The sequence below is a fragment of the Microbacterium sp. K41 genome (assembly GCF_004794395.1).
Taxonomy (GTDB): domain Bacteria; phylum Actinomycetota; class Actinomycetes; order Actinomycetales; family Microbacteriaceae; genus Microbacterium; species Microbacterium sufflavum.
The window spans coordinates 1-2,837 of sequence record NZ_SSDO01000263.1; the positions used below are offsets into that span (position 1 = coordinate 1).

A 2,837-nucleotide genomic window follows, 5' to 3' on the forward strand; every position below is an offset into this window, starting at 1 on the left:
CGTCGCCGAGCACGAGGTGCAGCAGGATCCGCGGGCGGCTGAGGGCCTGGCGTGCGTGGGGTGTTGCGCCCTCGCGTCCCCGCATCCTGGCGAAGGACTCCAGGCGTTCGAGCCCGCCCGCGGCGTCGCCGTCGTGCAGCGCGATCCACGCCTCCACGGCGGCCATGGTCGTCCAGTGCTCGCTCGTCGCCCGGTGGGGGAGGAACGCCCGTACGTGCTGTTTCGCGGCGTGGAGGTCGCCGTCCTCGACCGCGAGCATCGCCTCGGCCACGCGGTAGAACGTGCCGCGGTAGCCGTCGAGCAGCTCCTGGCTGTGACCGCCGTCGCGGAGGAGGCCGACGAAGTGCCGCGCCTCCGGGAGGTCTCCGGCCCTGGCGTGGATACCGGCGAGCAGGCTCATGGCGTGGCACCCGTTGCCGGTGCCCTGCGCACCGGCGAGAGCCGCAGCCTCCTCCAAGAGCCCCACCGCCTGTTCGCGGCGGCCTCCGTAGTACAGCGACAGCGCGAGGTGGGTGCACAGCAGCGGCATCTCCCGGGCGTAGCGGTGCCACTCGCTCTCGGGGGTCTCCGTGAACAGCGCGAGGGCACGGGCCGCGACCTGTCCCGCCCGGTCGGGCATGCCGATGACCCGCAGGGCCGCGCTCTCGGCCGTCCAGATGAAGAGGCGCTCGGTCGCCGAGAGGCGGGTCTTCCGCCCGTTCGCTGCCGAGACCGCCAGGCGCAGGAGCTGGAGTCCGCGCAGGCGGCGCAGCCGGTTGGCGTTGAGGCAGATGCCGAGGAGCATCGCCACGAGCGGCTCCTGCTTGAGGCGTGCGATCGGGAGGTCGCCGAGCAGTCGCACGACCGCCCTGCCGTCGTGGTCGAGCAGGTGGCTCCATCCCGACATGATCACGTGTGCCGCGAGGGCGAGGTCGTCCTCCTCCACGGCCAGACGCAGCCCCTCGAACGGAGCGCCCCGCCGCACGGCGCCCTCCACTGCGAGGCGCCGCAACCGGGGGATCTCGGCCGGGTGTGTGCGGCGGAGCTCGCGGCGCAGCAGGGTGCGGGCGTGCGGGGCCAGCCGGAACAGGCGGGGCTCACCGGGCTCCCAATGCCCGAAGCCGAACACCTCGGATTCCTCGAGGGCGTGCACGATGTCGGGGTTGCCCGTCAGTGCGGCAGCGAGGGGGGTGTCGACGGCGTCGGTGATGCTGAGCCGGACGAGATCGTCGAGGGTCCGCTCGGCGAAGTCGTCCCGCTCGATGCGAGCCCGGAGGTAGTCCTCGATCGTCGCGGATGCCGCCTCGACGACGGCCGACCCGCCCCCGTGCAGGGCCGCCGCCCGGACGGCCGCGGGGAAGCCGCCCGTCGCCTCCTGGATCGCCCGGACCGTGTCATCGTCGACGGCGGGGTCGAGCATCGCGCGGATCTCGTCGTGGTCGAACATGAGCTCCTGCGGGCCGAGAAGCACGGTGTCGATCACCAGCCGCAGCCCGGCGCTGTCGAAGGGACTGGGCCGGTTGGTCGCGACGACGAGTCGCACGAGCGGGAGCGCGGCGATCGTGCGACACAGGTCGAACACGCTCTCGCGGTCGAGCGCGGCGGCGTCGTCGAGCACGATCACCAGCGGCTCCGTGAGCGGGCACAGATGCTCGGTGACCGCGGCCCACAGCTCCCCGGGTGACTCCGTCGAGGGGTCTGCGGAAGCCCTGCCCTCTGGCGCCTGTTCGCGAAGGGCGCGCAGCAGCGCCAGCGCGAGGTCGGAGCTGCTCTCACGCCCGGGGGTCACGGTGAGCCAGACCACGCGGGACGAGGTGACGAACGCCCAGCCGACCACCGCGGTGGTCTTGCCCGAGCCCGATGCCCCGCGGAGCAGCGTGAGCGGGGTGTCCGTCTCGAGGGCTGCGTTGAGCCGCGGTCGCCCGATCACGTTCGTCGAGACGCGCGGCAGATGCCTGCTCTCACGCGCGACGGAATCCGTCATGTCCCCTCCCCAGGTCCCCGCCTCCACAATATTCCGAAATGACGATCGGGCGGGTGACATGACGCCGCGGCGACGTCGGTGATCGGCCGGCCGCCGTGGCCTCTAGGCTCGGAGACGTGGCGGACGGGCGGGCGAAGACGGTGCGACGCGTGCCGACCAGCGCCCTGCTGGTGAGTGCGGCGCTCGGTGCGATCCAGGCGCTCGTGTTCCTCGCGGTCGTTCCCGTCACCGGAGTGCTCGCGGCCGCCTCGCCCCCGGCCTACGCCCTGGTCGCCGCCGTGCACACGGCCCTGCCGTTCCTGGCGCGCGTGGTCACGCGCACGCCGGGCGCCGCCACGCTGACGGCGTTCGTGGCCGGGGCGCTCACGGTCGCGGTGTCGCCGATCGGACCACTCGGGCTGGTCCCGCTCCTGCTCGGCGGTCTGGTGCTCGACCTCGTGCTTCCGCTGCGGCGCGACGCTCGGGTGGGCGCCGGGCGGATCCTGGCGGCCGGGGCCGTCGCGGGGATCGCGCTGTTCCTGGTCGCGCTGCCGGTGTTCTCGCCGGAGCACCTGGTGCCCGCGGTGCTCGTGGCGACGCTGGCCGCGCGCGTGGTCGGGGAGGTCGCGGTCGCCGGGGTCGTGATCGCGGCGCGGAGGCTGCTGGCCCGCGCGGGCGTCGTCCGCTGAACACGCCCCGAATACCTATACCCCCTGCGGGTAGTATCGGGGCATGACCGATCGACGGGCGCTGCGCGGGGCACTGCTCGCGGTGGTGCTCGCGGGCGGAGTGCTGCTCGGGCTGCTCGGCATGCACGCGCTCGGGTTGCACGGCACCGCCGGGGCGCACGGCCCCGGTCACGCCGCGGTCGTCGCGACGGTGTCCCAGGGCGACG

At 73.8% G+C, this 2,837-nt stretch carries 2 protein-coding genes; one reads left to right on the top strand and one right to left on the bottom strand.

Annotated elements, in window-relative coordinates; genetic code table 11:
- A partial coding sequence (locus tag DW309_RS07260) for a winged helix-turn-helix domain-containing protein (protein ID WP_136044984.1) occupies positions 1–1,963 on the bottom strand: 1,963 nt, incomplete at its 3' end.
- 116 nt (positions 1,964–2,079) lie between these two features.
- Between DW309_RS07260 and DW309_RS07265 the strand changes: the two genes are divergently transcribed.
- Positions 2,080–2,631 carry an ECF transporter S component gene (locus DW309_RS07265; protein ID WP_168387207.1) on the top strand — a complete coding sequence of 184 codons (552 nt, stop codon included), beginning with the start codon at positions 2,080–2,082 and terminating at the stop codon, positions 2,629–2,631.
- Positions 2,632–2,837: the final 206 nt, after the last annotated feature.